The following is a 16,862-nucleotide window of genomic DNA, read 5'->3' as shown; positions in this document are numbered from 1 at the left end:
GCACTTGCAGCATGGAAGGATCGCCGGGCGCACACGGTGACGCCCGGCTTTCGTCACCGCTCCGCCATTTTTTATTATATTTCAGTCTGTTACAAGATCACGAAAGGTAACTTTCTGTCGCTCTTGTTGACACAAACAAGGCAACGGAATCGCGCGCAGCCCATTGATGTAAATCGCGGCGAGGCATAGCGTCACCGCGTGCATGGTGCACTGCAACAAAAACGGGGTTCCGTTTGTCACTTCTGTCAATTTACTGGAGGGCCATGAGCTACCTCGCCGCCGAAAGGCAGCGGGTGGCAGTCATCAGCCTTGCCAATGTGGCGCTCGCGATCGCCATGATCGCCGAGCCCATTCTGTTCGGCCGCATCATCGAGGCCATCTCGCAGGAAGAAAACATCGCATTCCAGGTCGGGGCATGGGCCGCGCTGGGCGCATTCAACATCGTGGCCTTCGTTCTCGTCGCACGCGGCGCAGACAGGCTGGCGCATAAGCGGCGCGTCGACGTGCTGGGCGAGTCCTTCGAGAAGGTCATCTCGATGCCGCTGTCCTGGCACCACCGCCACGGCACCTCGCATTCGCTGCACACGCTGCTGCGCGCGATGGAAACGTTGTTCTCGTTATGGCTCGAATTCATGCGCCAGCACCTGGCGACGGCCGTTGCCCTGCTGCTGCTGATCCCCACGGCGCTGACGCTCGACTGGCGGATGGCTGGCGTCCTGCTCTGCCTCGGCGCGTCCTACGTCGCGATCAGCCGCGCGGTGATGGCGCGCACCAAGGACGGTCAGGCGCAGGTCGAGCAGCATTATCATCAGGTCTTCGCGCATGTCAGCGACTCGATCAGCAACGTCTCGGTGCTGCAGAGCTACGGCCGGCTTGCGGATGAAGCTGCCGCGCTACGCCGCTACACGGACGAGCTGATCGGTGCGCAGTTCCCGGTCTTGAACTGGTGGGCTGTAGCCAGCGCCCTGCAGCGCCTGTCGGCCACGATCTCGATGATGGTGGTTCTGGTCATCGGCGCGATCCTCGTTCAGCGCGGCCACCTGCGCATCGGCGACATCGTTGCCTTTGCAGGCTTCGCGACGCTCCTTATCGGCCGGCTCGACCAGGTGACGGGCTTCGTCAATCAGGTCTTCGAGGCCCGTGCCAAGCTGGAACCCTTCTATGCGCTCGAAGATGCCGTGGGCGAACGCAGCGAGCCGATGGGCACCCGTCCGATCGAGCGGGTGCGCGGCGACGTGGTTTTCGACGACGTGTGTTTCCAGTTCCCGGATTCGGGCGAGGGCGTTCAGAACATCTCGTTTAGCGTTGCGGCCGGTCAGACGGTGGCCATCGTCGGCCCCACGGGCGCCGGCAAGACGACCCTCATCAACCTCCTGCAGCGCGTCTTCGATCCGAAGTCCGGCTCGATCCGCGTCGACGGCATCGATACGCGCACCGTGACGCGCAAATCGCTGCGCGACCAGATTGCGACAGTGTTCCAGGATGCGGGGCTGCTAAATCGCACGATCGAGGAAAATATCCGCCTCGGCCGCGCCGATGCCGGCTACCACGAGGTCCACGAGGCGTCGCTCGCGGCGGCCGCGCAGGACTTCATCCTCGCCAAGAGCGAAGGCTACGATACTGTGGTCGGCGAGCGCGGCTCCCAGCTTTCCGGCGGCGAGCGTCAGCGCATCGCGATCGCGCGCGCCGTGCTCAAGGATGCGCCGATCCTGGTGCTCGACGAGGCGACCAGTGCGCTCGACGTCGAGACGGAGGGCAAGGTCAAGGAGGCGATCGACCGCCTGCGGCGCAACCGCACCACCTTCGTCATCGCGCACCGGCTGTCGACCGTCTGCGACGCCGACCTCGTGATCTTCATGGATCGCGGACGGATCGTTGAGATGGGCGGCTTCAACGAACTTGCCGCGCGCGACAATGGCCGCTTTGCCTCGCTCCTGCGCGCCAGCGGCCTGTTGGACGACAAGGACCGGCTGCGCTCGGTGCCGCTGAACATGCGGGAATTGTCGCCCGAGGCGGCTTAGCCGATCCGTCTGCGGCGCAAATACGAAAATCGCGCATGAAAAAGGGCTTCCGGCTGTGCCGGAAGCCCTTTTTGTCTGTCGAGATGTTATTCCGCTTCGTCGGCGGAGGCCGCGTTGAGCTGGCCGTACTTCTGCTCGCCGATCTGTTCGTACAGTTCGAGCTGGGTTTCGAGGAAGTCGATGTGGCCTTCCTCGTCCTGAAGCAGTTCCTCGAACAGCTTCATGGTGACGTAGTCGCCGAGCTCCTGACAGATCTCACGCGACTTCTTGTAGGAGGTGCGGGCGTCGTATTCGCCGGCAAGGTCGGCTTCCAGCACTTCCTTGACGTTCTGGCCGATCCTGAGCGCGCCGACCTTCTGAAGGTTCGGATGTCCCTCGAGAAAGATGATGCGCTCGATGATCTTGTCGGCGTGATGCATCTCCTCGATGGATTCCTCACGCTCCTTCTTGGCGAGCTTCGCGTATCCCCAGTCCTCGAGAAGGCGGTAGTGCAGCCAGTATTGGTTGACTGCTCCCAGCTCCAGGAACAAGGCTTCGTTAAGCCGCTCGATGATCCGTTTTTCGCCCTTCATGGCTGCTGCTCCCGTACTGGCCGCGCAATCCACGTACGCGGTCCAGGAATGGTACGATCTCTGTTTCACCGGCGCCGAGGCGGCGATGGTACTCTTCGGTTACCCGAATGATCGTTTCCACCACATTTGGGAAGCAGCCGCAACAGCGACCGCGCTTCTTGAGCGTATGATAGACCTTCGCAGGCACGATGAGCTGCCAGGGGTCGGCATCGAGAAGCCCGACGATGACCTGCTCGATTTCCTTCTGGGTAATCAGGTTGCAATGGCAGACCAGCATTTACCTACTCATGGCTTGACCGCCGACGAGGACGGTCGGGCTAGATGCACTACTTCTTCACCGTCGGTACAACCGCGGCTGAATCGTACTGGATATGGGTTGCATATGCGTTGATGTCATCGACGGAAGCGCGCGCCTGCCGCCCGTTTCCGGTTTGCGGCAGCAGGAAGATCGCAGCCGTGAGCAGCGCCGTGGCAAACAAGGGCGATATAGATGCAAGACGCCGTTTCGCGTCGGTCGCAGGGAAGCCGCCGCGCCAGCCATAGGAGTTGTTGCGTGCCCGCACCCGCAGGCTCGCGGCGCCCTCGCGCCGTATCGGCAGAAAAACCATCCTTGCCTCCAATCGAAAGGGTTCAAGGCCCAGACATCAAAGGGTGTGCCGTCAGGCACGCCCCCTTAAACACCTATGGCGGCCGGCTTGTCAATTCAAACATGACAAAAGCACTCATAGATCAATAGGTTAGAAGAATTCTAAGGTAAGGGCTGAGGCCGCCTGCCGCCCCGCGTAACAGGCTGCCACCGAATGTGATGGGAGAAGGTGCCACCATTGCGGCGCTACTGCGTTATGGCCACAGCTTCGCCCGGTTGTGCGTCTTTCAGCGTTCGTTGAAGGGCTCATGTGATCGGTCGGGAACCGGTTCACATCTCGCGGCATGGACGTATGACCAATCCTCTTTCACAGGTACGCAGCACTAGGGACACCAGGATCGACGTGATCCGGGCGATTGCCCTGATCACGATCTTCGTCAATCACGTGCCGGGAAATCCGTTCGAGGCGTTGACGTCGAAGAATTTCGGGTTTTCCGATGCAGCTGAAGCATTCGTGCTGATTTCCGGCGTGTCGGCCGGGCTCGCCTACGGTCTGAAATTCCGCCCTGGTGCGCGGCTCGCAACCGCGCTGAAGATGTGGCGGCGCGTTGGCGTCCTTTATATGGCGCAGCTTGGCACCACGATGGCCACGTTGGGCATATTCTCGTTCTTCGCGCTGCATTACGGCGCGCCCGAACTGCTGGAGAAGATCAATATCGGCCCGGTGATGGAAGACACCGCCGCAGCGCTGGTCGGCATCGTCACCTTCGGGCACCAACTCGGCTACAACAACATTCTGTCGATGTATGCGGGCGTGCTTCTGTTGCTGCCTGCGCTTCTGCTGATCGGCAGCCGGGCGGGCCTGCTGCACATGGTAGCAGCATCGGGCGCGCTATGGCTTGCAGCCGGCCTCTTCCGTCTCGGCCCTCCGAACTTTCCCAACGAAGGCGTCTGGTTCCTCAATCCGCTGTCGTGGCAGTTTCTGTTCGTCATCGGCCTCGCTGCAACCATGCATGTGAAGCGCGGCGGCAAGCTGCCGGTGCATCTCTGGATGATCGGTACTGCGGCCGCCTATCTCGTGCTGTCGCTTGCGTGGGTGCAGGTGCCGCTATGGGGCATCGACACCTCGATGGGCCTGCCATCTGTGCTGACCGGCTTCGACAAGACCTACCTTTCGGCGCCCCGCTTGCTGCACGTTCTGGCCGCCGCCTACCTGATCGCGGTCCTGCCGCAGATCTCGGGCCTCGCGCGCCGACCAACAAACAATCCGCTTGCCGTGATGGGTCGTCATGCGCTGCCCGTCTTCGTGACCGGCACGATCCTGTCGATGGTGGCGCAGGCCTGGCGTCTGGTACACGAGCCGTCGATTGTGACCGACATCGCGATCGTGGCCGCAGGCATCGGGGCGCATTTCGCCCTTGCCTACTACATCGAATGGTATCGGGGGCTGGTGCGCGGCAGCAAGTCCGTGCCGGCTGGCCCCGAGGTCTTCACGGGTCCGCCGCTGCGACCTGCCCACCATTCGCTGCCGCATCGGGCAAAGCCTGAAATGGCCTGACCGGAAGGCTGGCCGCCGCGCCCGCGATCGTGCATATCGCGGGGATGACGCGCCAGCTTCCCGATCTTCCCGTAACCGCAGCCCTGCCGCACCTGCTGGAGGTGCTGGACAGGAGCAATAGCGCTGTTCTCGTTGCGCCGCCGGGCGCGGGTAAGACGACGCTCGCGCCGCTGGCCATGCTGGACGCTGGCTGGCGGGGTGAAGGGCGCATCCTGCTGCTGGAGCCGCGCCGGCTTGCCGCGAGGGCTGCCGCGCGCCGCATGGCGGCCCTGCTCGGCGAGGAGCCGGGCGGAACGGTCGGCTATGCCATGCGCATGGAAAGCCGGGTTTCGGCGCGTACCCGTATCCTCGTCGTGACCGAGGGGTGCTGTCGCGGATGATCCTCGACGATGCCGGAATGGACGGCATCGCCGCCGTCATATTCGACGAATTCCACGGACGCTCGCTGGACGGCGATTTCGGTCTGGCGCTGGCATTGGACGTGCAGGCGGCGCTGCGGCCCGATCTGCGCCTGCTGGTGATGTCGGCCACCATCGATGGCGCCCGCGTCGGTACGCTGCTGGGCGAGGCGCCTGTGGTGACCAGCGAAGGGCGGTCGTACCCCGTCGACATACGTTACCGCGATCGCGCGGCCGACATGCGCATCGAGGATGCGATGGCCTCGGCCTGCCGCGACATGCTGGCGGAAGAGACAGGCAGCGTACTGGCTTTCCTGCCGGGGCAGGGGGAAATCGAGCGGACCGCGGAGCGCCTCGCGGGCCGGTTGCCGGCCGACGTCGACATCGCGCCGCTCTATGGCGGGCTGGACGGCAGGGCGCAGGACGCGGCAATCCGCCCCGCCCCGGAGGGACGGCGCAAGCTGGTGCTCGCCACTTCGATTGCGGAAACCTCCATCACCATCGACGGCGTACGCGTCGTGATCGATTCCGGCCTCTCGCGTCTGCCGAAATACGAACCGGCCACGGGCCTGACCCGGCTGGAAACGGTGCGTGCCAGCCGCGCCTCGGCAGACCAGCGTGCCGGCCGCGCCGGCCGCACGCAACCTGGTGTGGCCCTGCGGCTGTGGCGCGCCGAGCAGACGGCGGCGCTGCCGGCTTTCACGCCGCCTGAAATTCTCGAAGCCGACCTTTCCGGTCTGCTCCTCGATTGCGCGGCCTTCGGCGTGACCGACCCGGCGATGCTGTCCTTCCTCGACAAGCCTCCGGCCCCGGCGCTGGCCGAGGCGCGCGCGCTGCTGGTCGAACTCGGCGCGCTTGACGGCGATGGCCGGCTTACCGATGCGGGCGAAGCCATGCGGCGGCTGGCCCTGCCGGTACGCCTTGCCCACATGGTAGCGGAAGCCGGCGACCGCCGGGCCGCAAGCGAACTGGCGGTGCTGCTCACGGAACGCGGACTGGGCGGCACCGCGGTCGATCTGGACCGGCGGCTGGCCGGCTTTCGCCGTGACAAGGGTCCGCGCGCGCAGGCGGCGAGGAAAATGGCGGAGAGGCTCAACCGCTCGGCTGCCCAGGAACGGCCGTCCGGGGCGTCGTCAGCCATGACCTCCGCCGGCGCGCTTTTGCTTCTTGCCTACCCCGACCGGGTTGCAAAGGCGCGGGGCGAATACGGTCGTTTCGTGCTCGCCAATGGCAGGGGGCGATGCTCGATCCGGCCGAGCCGCTGGCAAGGGAGGGTTTTCTGGTCGTCGCCGACCTGCAGGGCAGGGCCCAGAATGCGCGGATCGCGTCTGCCGCAGCGATCACCGAAGAAGAGATCCGCCAGCATCTTTCAGGGCGGCTGGAAACCGCGACCGAGACGAGTTTCGATGCCGAGCGCCGCGCCCTGCGGGCGCGGGAGACGGTACGGCTCGGCGCCATCAGGCTCGCCGAACGCCAATTGCCGGCACCTGTCGGCGCAGAGGCGGATCGCCGGCTGATAGCGGCCCTGCGCGAGCACGGCCTTGCCTTGCTCGACTGGGGCAAGGGGGCGGCAACGCTGCGCCGGCGTCTGGCGTGGCTGCACAGCGGTCTTGGCGCGCCCTGGCCCGACATGTCCGACGAGGCGCTGACGGAGGCGCTGGACGACTGGCTTTTGCCGTTTCTGTCGGGCGAAGCCTTGCTGGCGCGTATCGATCCCCAGGCGATTTCCAACGGGTTGATGTCGCTGGTGCCGCACGAGCTGCAGCGCAAGATCAACGACCTCGCGCCGACGCATTTTTCGGCACCCTCTGGAAGTTCGGTGCCGATCCGCTACGACGAGGGCCAGCCGGTTCTCGCGATCCGGGTGCAGGAACTGTTCGGGCTCGACCGGCATCCGTCGATTGCCGGCGGCAGGATACCGCTGACGCTCGAACTGCTCTCGCCGGCACACCGCCCGATCCAGACGACGCGCGACCTGCCGGGCTTCTGGCGCGGTTCCTGGGCCGACGTGCGCGCCGATATGCGCGGCCGCTACCCCAAGCACGTCTGGCCTGAAGACCCGTTGCAGGCGGCTGCGACAAACCGGGCGAAGCCGCGCGCCAGATAGGACTTGGCGCGGACTGCGAGGCAGCGCATAAGGAGCCACCATGCTTGCGAAACTGGGCAGACCCGACCCGCTCGAAATTCACCATCTGCGGCTCAACACGCTGATCCGCCTGCGTTGGCTGGCGATCATCGGCCAGAGTGCTGCGGTGCTGATCGTCGCCTACTGGCTGGAATTTCCGCTGCCGGTGAGCCTCTGCTTCGCGCTGATCGCGCTTTCTGCCTGGCTCAACCTGTTCCTCGCATTCCGCTATCCGGCGACGCACCGCCTGCCTCCGCACTTTGCGCTCGGCATCCTGCTGTTCGACGCGTTGCAGCTTGCGGGCCTGCTCTACATGACGGGGGGCTGACCAATCCCTTCTCTTTGCTGATGACGGTGCCGGTCGTGATTTCGGCGACGTCGCTGCCGGCGCGCTGGACGATGCTGCTGGGCCTTGCCGTGGTGGCGATGGCTTCGCTGCTCGCTTTCTTCCACCTGCCGCTGCCGTGGTTTCCCGGCATGACGCTGACGATGCCGTTCATCTATGTGGCGGGCATGTGGATGGCGGTGGTGTCGTCCATCGCGTTCACGGCCATCTATGCCTATCGCGTCGCCGAGGAGGCGCGGCTTCTGGCCAACGCGCTTTCCGCGACCGAACTGATCCTGCAGCGCGAACAACATCTTTCGGCGCTGGACGGCCTGGCGGCCGCAGCCGCGCACGAGCTTGGCACGCCGCTGGCCACGATCGCGCTCGTCGCCAAGGAAATGGAACGCGCGCTGGGTTCGGATTCGCGCTTCAAGGAAGATGTGGTGCTGCTGCGCTCCCAGTCGGAACGCTGCCGCGAAATCCTCAAGCGGCTGACCAGCCTTTCCTCCGAGGACGAGGCGCATATGGCACGGCTGCCATTCACGTCGCTGATCGAGGAGGTGATTGCGCCACATCGCGATTTCGGCATCGCTATCACCCTGGAGCCGGGCGAGAGGCAGGGGCCGGAGCCCGTCGGACGACGCAATCCCGGCGTGATCTACGGCCTCGGAAACCTCGTCGAGAACGCCGTCGATTTCGCCCGCGAGGCCGTGGTGCTGCGTTGGAAATGGGACGACGCGCGCGTGGAACTGACGCTGGTGGACGATGGCCCGGGCTTTCCGCCGGAAATCATCGACCGCATCGGCGAGCCCTATATGTCCAAGCGCTCGCCGGTCGATGGCGGGCGGGGACTGGGCCTCGGCCTGTTCATCGCCAAGACGCTGCTCGAGCGATCCGGCGCGTCGGTGACCTTCGGCAACGCGGCTCAACCCGGCAAGGGCGCCATCGTGCGGGTCGCCTGGCCGCGACAGGCCTTCCTGTCGACCGCGGGCAGGGCGGAACTCGCTTATTGACGCTTCGGAAGTTTGAAAACCGGGCGATATTGCCTATTAAGAGAATGAAACAGCAGGAAAACGCCCAATGAACGACGAAACAGCAATCGATGCAGCCGAAATCCTCGGTGCGGACCGCTCGCTGCTGATCGTCGAGGACGACAAGCCGTTCCTGACCCGCCTCGCGCGCGCCATGGAAGGACGCGGGTTCGTCGTCGATACGGCTGAAAGCGTCGAGGAGGCGGTCGGCAAGGTCAAGGCGTCCGCGCCGGCCTATGCGGTGGTGGACATGCGGTTGGGCGACGGCAACGGGCTCGACGTGGTCGTGGCGATCCGCGAGAAGCGCGACGATGCGCGCACCATCATCCTCACCGGCTACGGCAACATCGCGACCGCCGTAACGGCGGTGAAGCTGGGGGCGATCGATTACCTCTCAAGCCCGCCGACGCGGACGACGTGTTCGCCGCGCTGACGCGCACGGCAGGCGAGAAGGCCGCGCCGCCGGAAAACCCGATGTCGGCCGACCGCGTGCGCTGGGAGCATATCCAGCGCGTCTACGAGATGTGCGACCGTAACGTGTCGGAAACCGCGCGGCGGCTCAACATGCACCGCCGCACGCTCCAGCGCATCCTGGCCAAGCGCGCGCCCAGGTAGGGTGTTGCAACGGCTTTATATTGGCGGCTGCGAGGGTTGATCGGCCAATTGGCCGCAGCACCGCCGTCATCCCGGGCAACCGAGCGTAGCGAGGACAGACCCGGGACCTATTGAGCAGCGCGGCCGGGTGGCGGGCTCGCTCGGCAGCTCCAACATGCGCTATCACTTGAACCGGGCCGCGCTTCACGATGTTCGGACCAATGGGTCCCGGCTCTGCGGTCGCTTCGCTCCCTTGGCCGGGATAACGGTGGAGAGGTAGAGACCAAAGCGCCCACTACAGCCGCGCGATCCTTTCCGTCAGCAGCGCGAAGAAGCCTTCGGCGTCTATGTCGCGCATGACGAGCGCGTTGCGCGGGCCGTCGGTTATGTTCCACCAGTCGACCACCGTGGCGCCCATCGTCAGTTCCGAAACGGTTTCGATCTGCACGTTGCACTGCCGGCCCGAGAAGAGCTCGGGCTTCAGCAGGTAGGCGATGACGCAGGGGTCGTGCAGCGGGCCGCCGTCGGTGCCGTATTTCTCCTCGTCGAAACGCTCGAAGAAGTCGAGAAGCTGCGCGGTGGCGGTGCCGACGCGCGTGCCCATCGTGCGGAAGCGCTCGATACGGGCCTTGGTGGTCAGCGCCTTGTGGGTCACGTCGAGCGGCATCATGACGATCGGCGCGCCGGAGCGGTAGACGACGTCTGCTGCCTGCGGATCGACGTAGATGTTGAATTCCGCCGACGGTGTAACGTTGCCCTGCTCGAAATAGCCGCCGCCCATCAGCACGATCTCGCGGATGCGCGGCACAATCGCAGGCTCGCGGATCATCGCCAGCGCGATGTTGGTCAGCGGGCCGAGCGGGCAGAGCGTCACAGTGCCCTCGGGCTCGGCCATCATCTTCTCGACGATGAAGTCGACCGCATGCTGCGTTTCCAGCTTCATCGTGGGGTCAGGAAGCTCCGGCCCGTCGAGGCCGGTGCGGCCATGCACGTGCTCGGCAGTGACGAGCGGGCGCGTCAACGGTCGCACCGCGCCGGCGAAGACACGGGTTTCGGGCCGGCCCGCCAGTTCGCAGATCTTGCGGGCGTTCTTCTCGGTGAGCGCCAGCGGAACGTTGCCCGCAACGGCTGTGAGACCGAGCACGTCCAGTTCGGGACTGGCCAGCGCGAGCAGGATGGCCACGGCATCGTCCTGGCCGGGATCGGTATCGATGATGATTTTGCGCGCTTCTGCCACTGGCGGTCCCTTCAGTCTTTGTTCTTGAACTGGAAAAGCGCGCGAACCATATCAGTGGCACGGGCGAAAATGCCATCCGGGTTTCCGCCTTTCCACGTCGCTCTTTGAGGACATGATTGATGACGCGCATGACGCCTTTTTCGAGCCCGCTTTTGTTGGGCTTCGACACGATCGAGAAGACGCTCGAACGAGTTGCCAAGAATGGCGACGGATACCCACCCTACAATATCGAGCGCCTGCGCGGCGACACCGGTGACAGGTTGCGGATCACGCTCGCGGTCGCGGGCTTCTGCGAAGCCGATCTGGAAGTGGTGGTCGAAGACAACGAACTGACCGTCCGCGGCCGCCAGACCGACGATGCAGAACGCGAATTCCTTCATCGCGGCATCGCCGCAAGGCAGTTCCAGCGCGTGTTCGTGCTGGCCGACGGAATGAAGGTTGCCGGCGCGGAATTGAAGAACGGGCTGCTGGCGATCGATCTCGACAGGCCCGAACCGGAACGACTGGTACGGAAAATAAACATTTCCGTGAAAGACTGAGTTCCGGCCGCACCGGAACCCAATGGCTCTGCTGCGGGTTGGTCAAGGAGACGCCCCGCTGAAGCGTAGGAGGCTGACATGACTGTGAATGAAGAAGAAAAGACCGTGCTGACCCAGGCCGAACTGGCCCATCTCGGCGAAGGCACGGTGGCCTATCTCAAGGAAATCGACAGCGACGAGCTGCGCGGAAAGTTTCCGGGCATGCCCGAGATTGCGCCGGGAACCAAGCTCTGGGCGGTTTTTGCGGCCAATGGCCAGCCGATCCTGCTGACCGACGCACGCGCATCGGCGCTCGCCGGGGCGATCCAGAATGACCTGACCCCCGTCAGCATTCACTGACGCGGGCACACCCGAAAATGAAAAAGGCGGCCGCATGGGCCGCCTTGGATGGAACCTGTACCGTGGGAGCCGTCAGGCGGCGTGAGACGCCGGCGTCTGCGACAGGAAAGTATGAATTGCGGCAGCATCCTTGGTGCCGCGAATCTTGCCGACGATGTCGCTGTCTCGCAGAACGCGCGCAATCCGCGACAGCGCTTTCAGATGATCCGCGCCGGCGCCTTCGGGCGCCAGCAGCAGGAAGACGAGGTCGACAGGCTGGTCGTCGAGAGCCTCGAAATCGACAGGATTTTCAAGCCGCGCGAAAATGCCGGTGATCCGGGAGATGCCGGGCAGCTTGCCGTGCGGAATGGCAATGCCGTTGCCGACGCCGGTAGAACCCAGCCGTTCGCGCTGCAGGATCGTGTCGAACACCTCGCGCTCGGGCAGGCCGGTTACCGATGCGGCCTTTTCGGCCAGCAATTGCAGAAGCTGCTTCTTGGAATTGGCCTTCAAGGCCGGCATCACTGCCGAAACCTCGATCAGATCGCTGAGATCCATTTCCGATTATCCTTTTGCTCTGCCTTTTAACCGCGACGCAAGCCCCCGCCTGCGGTCCGGCTGAGTTGTTGGCGGCTAGGCCCTTGCGACCACGGCTGAGGAGGTGTCTATCCAGCCAATGTTCCCGTCAGGGCGGCGATAGACGACATTGACGTGCTCGTTCCCGGCGTTGCGGAATACGAAAACCGGACTGTCCTTGGTGTCGAGTTCGATGACGGCGGATGCGACCGACATGATCCGCAGCGCGACCGTGGACTCCGCGACGATCGCCGGCGCGTAGTCTTCCGGCACTTCCTCGTCGTCTTCGGCAACGGGCGCCATTACACGGTAGTCGATATCGATGCCGTCAGCGACCACGCCAGCCTGGTGCGACTTGAGACGGCGCTTGTAGCGGCGCAGGCGCTTTTCGATGCGCTCGGCGGCGGCATCGAACGCAAACTGCGGGTCCTGTGCCTGCCCGGTCGCCTGCAGCACCATGCCGGTGTCGAGATGGACCATGCAATCGGCGGTAAAACGCGATCCGGACTTCTCAACCGTGACGTGCCCGGCAAATCCGCCGTCGAAATACTTGCCCACAGCCTCCCCGACACGTCCCTCGATTTTCGATCGGAAAGCGTCGCCGATTTCCATGTGCTTACCAGAGATACGCAGGCTCATATGAAACTGACCTTCTCTTGTGCCGGTTCTAGAGGGCTTGGAGTTTATACCTGTGGTCGTCGCGCACAAGGTTTTTGGCGGCATTTCGGATGGTTAGGACTTCTTCCTTCAAGCGCGGAACGCCGTCCCGACGTGCTGTCGCATCGCCTCCGAAGCGGTCCGCCGTATGCGGGCGGGCTTCTAGTCACTTCGGCTGGCAATGTCAAACCGGGCGAGGTTACCTAACGGGAAGACGTGGGTCAGCCGCCCGCCGAGGCAAGGGCCCGTTTTTCGCGCCGACGCTGCACCGACGACGGAATACTCATTCCTTCCCGGTACTTGGCAACGGTGCGGCGCGCGATGTCGACACCGCCACGCTTGAGGATATCCACAATGGCGTCGTCGGAGAGCACATCCAGCGGCTTTTCGGCGTCGATGAGCTCGCGGATGCGATCCCGGACGGCTTCCGAGGAGTGTGCGTCGCCGCCGGCCGCCGACGAAGCGATCGCCACCGAAAAGAAATAGCGCAGTTCGAACACGCCACGCGGCGTCATCATGTATTTGTTCGCCGTCACGCGGCTGACCGTTGATTCGTGCATGCCGATCGCGTCGGCGACGGTGCGCAGGTTCAGCGGCCTTAGATGCCGGATGCCGTGGAGCAGGAACGCATCCTGTTGTCGCACGATCTCGCTTGCAACCTTGAGGATCGTACGCGCGCGCTGGTCGAGGCTGCGCGTCAGCCAGTTGGCGTTCTGCAGGCACTCGGCCAGGAACTCCTTTTCGGCGTTGTTGGCTGCCTGCTTCGAAACGCTGGTGAAATAGTCCTGGTTGACGAGGACGCGTGGCAGCGTGTCGGCATTCAGCTCCACCGACCAGCTTCCGTCGCGCGCGGCGCTGACGATCACATCCGGCACGATCGTGTCCGCCGTGCCGCGCGTGAAGGCAAGGCCGGGGCGCGGGTCGAGGCTGCGATCTCTGCCAGCATATCGAGCAGATCGTCGTCCTCCACTCCGCAAAGCTTGCGTAGCTGGGCGAAATCGCGCCGCGCCAGCAGGTCGAGATGGGCGACCAGTGCTTGCATGGCCGGGTCGAAACGGTCGTTTGCACGAAGCTGCAACGCGAGGCACTCGGCAAGGTCCCGTGCAAAAAGGCCTGCAGGGTCGAATGTCTGGCAGGTGGTCAGGACACGGGCCACGGCCTCTTCGTCCGTGCCGAGCCGTTCCGCAATCTCCGCCATATCGCCGCGCATGTACCCGGCTTCATCGAGCGAATCGGCGAGTTCCCGCGCGATCAGGCGGTCGGAGGGCGCCCGAAAGGCAAAGGCGATCTGCTCGCCGACATGATCGGCGAGGCTGACGCGGGAGGCAGCCATGTCTTCGATGTCGAAACCTTCGCCGCCACCCGTCGCGGACGGCGCCGACTTCCACTGTGCGGCAAGGTCCGGCGATAGCTGCTCCACCGTGCCCGGATCATCGGGAAAGACGTTTTCCATCGACGTGTCGAGCCGTTCCGACATCGCGGCGGCGTTCGTATCGTCAGCATCGAACATGCGGTCGAGCTCGGAGCCGTCGGAGGCCCCTTCAGCCCGCCGGTCGTGCTCATCGTCGCGCCGCGGGTCGTCGTCGCGCTGCTCCGTGCGTTCCAGCAGCGGATTCTTCTCGATCTCATCCTCGATGAAACGTTCCAGCTCGATATGGGTAAGCTGCAGCAGCTTGATCGACTGCATGAGCTGCGGGGTCATCACCAGCGACTGCGACTGACGCAACTGCAGTTTGGCGCTGAGTGCCATGGCGACCGCTACCTACCCCTTACCCCGAACCTGCATTGACCGGCGCGGCGTCTGTCGCCCACAGGCCATTTCGGGCCGAATGAAACTGGCCCGTCTTTTGCTTGTCAAGCGCATCGGGGTTTAGATTCGCTTACGCGAGGGCATTCTCGATGCCAAAACCCGCCTCGAGAGCGCGAAATCGCGGAAAAACGGCTTGGAAGGTGTCTAAAGCGTAAAGGCTTCGCCGAGATAGAGCCGGCGCACGTCGGGGTTCTCGACGATTTCCGAGGGCAGGCCGTGAGTCAGCACCTGTCCTGCGTGGATGATATAGGCGCGCTCAACGAGCCCCAGCGTTTCACGCACATTGTGATCGGTGACCAGCACCCCGATGCCGCGCGCGGTCAGGTGCCGCACGAGCTGCTGGATATCGGAGACGGCGATCGGGTCGACGCCCGCGAAAGGTTCGTCCAGCAGCATGAAATTGGGGTTGGACGCCAGCGCGCGGGCAATCTCCAGACGCCGGCGCTCGCCGCCCGAAAGCGCGATGGAAGGCGCCTTGCGCAGATGTGCGATATGGAACTCCTCAAGAAGCTCGTCGAGCCGGTGCTCGCGCGCCTTGCGACCCTTTTCGGTCACTTCGAGTATGGCGCGGATATTGTTTTCAACCGAAAGGCCGCGAAAAATCGACGCTTCCTGCGGCAGGTAGCCAATGCCCAGTCGCGCACGCCGGTACATTGGCATCGAGGTCACGTCGTAACCGTCGATCTCGATTGTGCCCTGATCGACCGGCACCAGCCCCGTCACCATGTAGAAACAGGTGGTCTTGCCGGCGCCGTTCGGTCCGAGCAGACCGACCGCCTCGCCGGCGCGCACCCCGAAGGACACGCCGCTGACGACCTGGCGGCCCTTGTAGCTCTTGGTCAGGCCACGCGCGATCATGGTGCCCTTGAAGCGCTCGCGATCGGCACGCACCTGCACCGCCGGAGCGCCTTTGGAGGCGAATCGGTCTGTCAGCGACTGGATGAAAGAAGACGCAGGTTTGGCCATGAAATGGTCTGGCCGCCCTACCGGTTCTGCGAGCCGGGCTTGAGCAGCATCTTGACCCGACCGCCGCTGCCCCCTGCTGCTTGCCGCAACCGTCAAGGGTCGCGAGCCCGGTAGACATCTGCACGGTCAGCCGGCAGCCGACGACGACGTTGTCGCCCTCCGTCAGCACGACTTCCTTGCCGGAAAGGACCAGCACCTCGGAGCGCATGTCGAAGCTGCCGCTGTCGCCGGTGGCAACCTGGGTCTCGGACTTGACGTAGACCTTGCCCTCGACCTCGAGCCGGTCGATGTCGGCCGAGCCCGTCGTCGCGGAGCCGCCCTCGGTGTTGTAATGCACGGTCATCTTGCCCGAGCGCAGCAGCGTCGGGCCCTGCACGACCGAGACATTGCCGGTGAAGATGGCCACGCCGTCGTTCTCGCGCACTTCCAGATGGTCGCTTTCGATCTGGATCGGCTTGTCGCCGTCGAGCTTCAGGCCCGTCAGGCGGCCAGCTTCCTGCGCAAGTGCATTGCCGGCGGGCAGCAATGCAAGGCATGCGGCCACGACCAGGGAACGGCCGTCAATTCTCATTCGTCCCTCCATTGGCCGTATCCCCCTCGGCATTCGCCGCTGTCTGCAGACGCTTGGCGTCAATTTCCATACGCACGCGGGTTCTCGAAGACCATCACCGCGCCCTTTTCGCTGATGCGCATGGAATCGGCTTCGATGCGCGCGCCGTCAAGCGTAATATCGACCGGATCGCTGGTTTCCAGCTTGCCCGAGGCCATGTCGACCACTGCGGAGCGCAGTAAGGCGTGAATTCCGGTGTCGGTGGTGAATGTGATGTCGCTGTCGAGCCCGAGCGTGTTTGCGTCACGATCGAGGACGCCGCTCTTTGCCGCGACCGTCACCCAATTGTCGTCGTCGAGCGGCAACTTTGCGGCGATGCCTTCTAGGTCGATCTTGCTGGCGTTGCCGATGTCCTGGATCGCGCGTTCCGCCGTCATGTTGTAAGGGCGGTTGTCGCGCGTGAAGCCGTCGAGCTTGGGATCCGACATCACCAGCCTGCCGCCTTCGATGGCGGTCGAGCCGAGTTCGACGGAAACGCCTTCGGGTGTCGCCAGCCAGGATTTGGCCACGAACGCAGCGACCATCAGCACGGCAACAACCGGCAAGGTCAGCTTGAGGAATCGCACCCGCCCGGAATGCCGTCGCGCGCGCGAAAACGCCTCTTCGACGCGGCTCTCCTGCGCAGAAGGCGTGGCGGCCGTTCTACGCGCCGTGCCCGTTGGCTGTTGCGCTGACGAAATGGTCATACCCCGTTGGTCCGAAATCTGATTGCGCACCCGATATCAGGGGCGATGGTGATACTGGCCTGCCGTATCCCGCAGGCAATTAAGAGTGCTCCCGAAGTGGAGCTGACGACCTGTTCTGATCGTGTCGACGCGAGTTACATCCTAATATGGTAATTTTTGGATAAACCAGCGCACCCTACAATATAGGCGCCTTGCGCCGTCCGCAAAAGGGGTTTCGCCCAGAGGCGCTCCCAGGGCGCGGCAAGCTGCCTCT

The 16,862-nt window shown here is 64.1% G+C and carries 12 protein-coding genes and 5 pseudogenes; 7 read left to right on the top strand and 10 right to left on the bottom strand.

The annotated features are described in order from the left end of the window. The first annotated feature begins 233 nt into the window (after positions 1-233). The gene (locus tag HK436_RS04845) at positions 234-2,021 is read left to right on the top strand and encodes a glucan ABC transporter ATP-binding protein/ permease (RefSeq protein WP_173187766.1); all 1,788 of its coding nucleotides are present in this window, start codon (positions 234-236) and stop codon (positions 2,019-2,021) included. Between the two features lie 86 nt (positions 2,022-2,107). On the opposite strand, the gene bfr is transcribed toward HK436_RS04845, so the two are convergent. From bfr to HK436_RS04830, 3 genes are read right to left on the bottom strand one after another with little or no spacing between them, the layout of a single operon-like run. Beyond that, positions 2,108-2,593 (bottom strand): bacterioferritin, encoded by a 486-nt coding sequence (gene bfr / locus HK436_RS04840; RefSeq protein ID WP_173187764.1) that lies wholly within the window; start codon positions 2,591-2,593, stop codon positions 2,108-2,110. Continuing rightward, positions 2,559-2,870, bottom strand: a complete 312-nt coding sequence (locus HK436_RS04835) for a (2Fe-2S)-binding protein (protein WP_173187762.1) — start codon at positions 2,868-2,870, stop codon at positions 2,559-2,561. Before HK436_RS04835 ends, bfr begins: the two co-directional genes overlap by 35 nt. A gap of 49 nt (positions 2,871-2,919) precedes the next feature. Continuing rightward, complete coding sequence (locus tag HK436_RS04830) at positions 2,920-3,201, bottom strand: hypothetical protein (protein ID WP_173187760.1); 282 nt, start codon at positions 3,199-3,201, stop codon at positions 2,920-2,922. 330 nt (positions 3,202-3,531) lie between these two features. Here HK436_RS04830 and HK436_RS04825 point away from each other — a divergent pair, with 330 nt between their 5' ends. The 4 genes and pseudogenes from HK436_RS04825 (at position 3,532) to HK436_RS04810 (ending at position 9,231) form a co-directional block, all read left to right on the top strand. Next, on the top strand, positions 3,532-4,737 hold the full coding sequence (locus HK436_RS04825) for an OpgC family protein (RefSeq protein ID WP_173187758.1): 1,206 nt from the start codon (positions 3,532-3,534) through the stop codon (positions 4,735-4,737). 44 nt (positions 4,738-4,781) lie between these two features. Next, a pseudogene (gene hrpB, locus HK436_RS04820) lies at positions 4,782-7,242 on the top strand (ATP-dependent helicase HrpB). A gap of 40 nt (positions 7,243-7,282) precedes the next feature. Next, positions 7,283-8,598 (top strand): annotated as a pseudogene (locus tag HK436_RS04815) (ActS/PrrB/RegB family redox-sensitive histidine kinase). Between the two features lie 67 nt (positions 8,599-8,665). Continuing rightward, positions 8,666-9,231: pseudogene (locus tag HK436_RS04810) on the top strand (ActR/PrrA/RegA family redox response regulator transcription factor). Between the two features lie 274 nt (positions 9,232-9,505). Here HK436_RS04810 and HK436_RS04805 read toward each other — a convergent pair. Continuing rightward, complete coding sequence (locus HK436_RS04805; RefSeq protein ID WP_173187756.1) at positions 9,506-10,447, bottom strand: nucleoside hydrolase; 942 nt, start codon at positions 10,445-10,447, stop codon at positions 9,506-9,508. 119 nt (positions 10,448-10,566) lie between these two features. On the opposite strand from HK436_RS04805, the gene HK436_RS04800 reads away from it, so the two are divergent. After that, positions 10,567-10,986 carry an Hsp20 family protein gene (locus HK436_RS04800; RefSeq protein ID WP_173187754.1) on the top strand — a complete coding sequence of 140 codons (420 nt, stop codon included), beginning with the start codon at positions 10,567-10,569 and terminating at the stop codon, positions 10,984-10,986. A 78-nt stretch (positions 10,987-11,064) separates the two neighbouring features. Further along, the gene (locus HK436_RS04795) at positions 11,065-11,325 is read left to right on the top strand and encodes a BQ00720 family protein (protein ID WP_173187752.1); all 261 of its coding nucleotides are present in this window, start codon (positions 11,065-11,067) and stop codon (positions 11,323-11,325) included. Between the two features lie 72 nt (positions 11,326-11,397). On the opposite strand, the gene ptsN is transcribed toward HK436_RS04795, so the two are convergent. The 6 genes and pseudogenes from ptsN to lptC form a co-directional block, all read right to left on the bottom strand. Beyond that, positions 11,398-11,862 carry a PTS IIA-like nitrogen regulatory protein PtsN gene (gene ptsN / locus HK436_RS04790; RefSeq protein WP_173187750.1) on the bottom strand — a complete coding sequence of 155 codons (465 nt, stop codon included), beginning with the start codon at positions 11,860-11,862 and terminating at the stop codon, positions 11,398-11,400. A gap of 75 nt (positions 11,863-11,937) precedes the next feature. Beyond that, positions 11,938-12,519 carry a ribosome hibernation-promoting factor, HPF/YfiA family gene (hpf, locus tag HK436_RS04785; protein ID WP_173187748.1) on the bottom strand — a complete coding sequence of 194 codons (582 nt, stop codon included), beginning with the start codon at positions 12,517-12,519 and terminating at the stop codon, positions 11,938-11,940. A 239-nt stretch (positions 12,520-12,758) separates the two neighbouring features. Next, positions 12,759-14,287 (bottom strand): annotated as a pseudogene (gene rpoN, locus HK436_RS04780) (RNA polymerase factor sigma-54). A 204-nt stretch (positions 14,288-14,491) separates the two neighbouring features. Next, positions 14,492-15,205, bottom strand: coding sequence for an LPS export ABC transporter ATP-binding protein (lptB, locus tag HK436_RS04775; protein ID WP_244648782.1), 714 nt, complete (start codon positions 15,203-15,205; stop codon positions 14,492-14,494). A 125-nt stretch (positions 15,206-15,330) separates the two neighbouring features. After that, positions 15,331-15,884 (bottom strand): annotated as a pseudogene (locus HK436_RS04770) (LptA/OstA family protein). Positions 15,885-15,943: 59 nt separating this feature from the next. Further along, entirely contained in the window at positions 15,944-16,609 is a 666-nt protein-coding gene (lptC, locus tag HK436_RS04765; RefSeq protein ID WP_173187744.1) for an LPS export ABC transporter periplasmic protein LptC, read from the bottom strand. Positions 16,610-16,862: the final 253 nt, after the last annotated feature.

The sequence above is a fragment of the Neoaquamicrobium sediminum genome (genome assembly GCF_013240295.1).
Classification (GTDB): domain Bacteria; phylum Pseudomonadota; class Alphaproteobacteria; order Rhizobiales; family Rhizobiaceae; genus Aerobium; species Aerobium sediminum.
The sequence above is the reverse complement of the archived record's forward strand: the minus strand, read 5'-3'. Positions and strand labels throughout refer to the sequence as shown.